General features: G+C 57.5%; 1 protein-coding gene and 1 pseudogene. Both read right to left on the bottom strand.

Annotated features, from left to right (window positions below; genetic code table 11):
* Nucleotides 1-603 (bottom strand): thiamine pyrophosphate-binding protein (locus ACXJ5O_RS28370; protein ID WP_457302821.1); only part of this gene is annotated, 603 nt, incomplete at its 3' end.
* Nucleotides 604-678: 75 nt separating this feature from the next.
* Nucleotides 679-928 (bottom strand): annotated as a pseudogene (locus ACXJ5O_RS28365) (hypothetical protein); the annotation flags it as partial.

Raw genomic sequence — 928 nt, 5'->3', positions numbered from 1 at the left:
GGATTTCAGCGATGGCAGCGCAATCGGCTCGGAAAGTGGCGCTTCCTGCAAGGCGGCATCGTAGCACATGTAGATCGGGCCTTGCGGCTCAGTCATCATGATCGAGTAAGCGCGGGCAAAACTGTCCACAACGCCGCCCATGCCGCCCGGCTGATAATCCCATTTCACATAGTCGCGGATCTGCGTCCCCTGAACGTTCGCCGTGTGGGCCCAATCGACCCGGGGTCGCCGCTTGCCCTCGTCCATCGGTCCGGTAGCGCCGATAACGAAGACCGGGGCGCGATCCGTATAGGCGTAGTAGATACCCATGGTGGCGTGCAGGAGACCGACGACATTGTGTACAATGACAGCCAAAGGCTGGCCGGACGCTTTCGCGTAGCCATGCGCTATCTGGACCGCGATCTTTTCGTGCTGACACAGCAGCATTGGCGGCTCATCGCCATTGTGGTTGACGAGTGAATCATGCAGCCCGCGATAGCTGGCGCCAGGATTGAGCGTTATGAATGGAAAGCCATATTGCTTGATCAGGTCAGCGATAATATCTGATTGCCACCCAAGTCCGTCATTCTGCGTCAGTGATGCTGTTGGCGCCGAGCTATCCATCTTCAATCCTTGTCCCGTTGAGCAAATTTTAGGGCGACCAAAGTGGTCCGGTCGCCCATATCGGCGGAAGCTCTGCTATTCCTTCTTCAGAGAATCTTTGAGGAACTGGACGATTTCCGGCGTCTGATCCATGGCCGTTTTCACGGAATCGCCCACCGCATCGCCGATGAGCGGATCAAGCGGCAGACCGAGCGTCTTGGCTTTGGCGATAAATTCGGGATCGGACGTTGCCGCGGCATAGGCGTCGCGCAGCACTTTCAGGCGATCGGCTGGAATGCCTGCAGGTCCAGCGGTCAATCGCGAAATATCGCTCTGCGATTCAACC

It is taken from the genome of Phyllobacterium sp. P5_D12 (genome assembly GCF_054049495.1).
The sequence above is the reverse complement of the archived record's forward strand: the minus strand, read 5'-3'. Positions and strand labels throughout refer to the sequence as shown.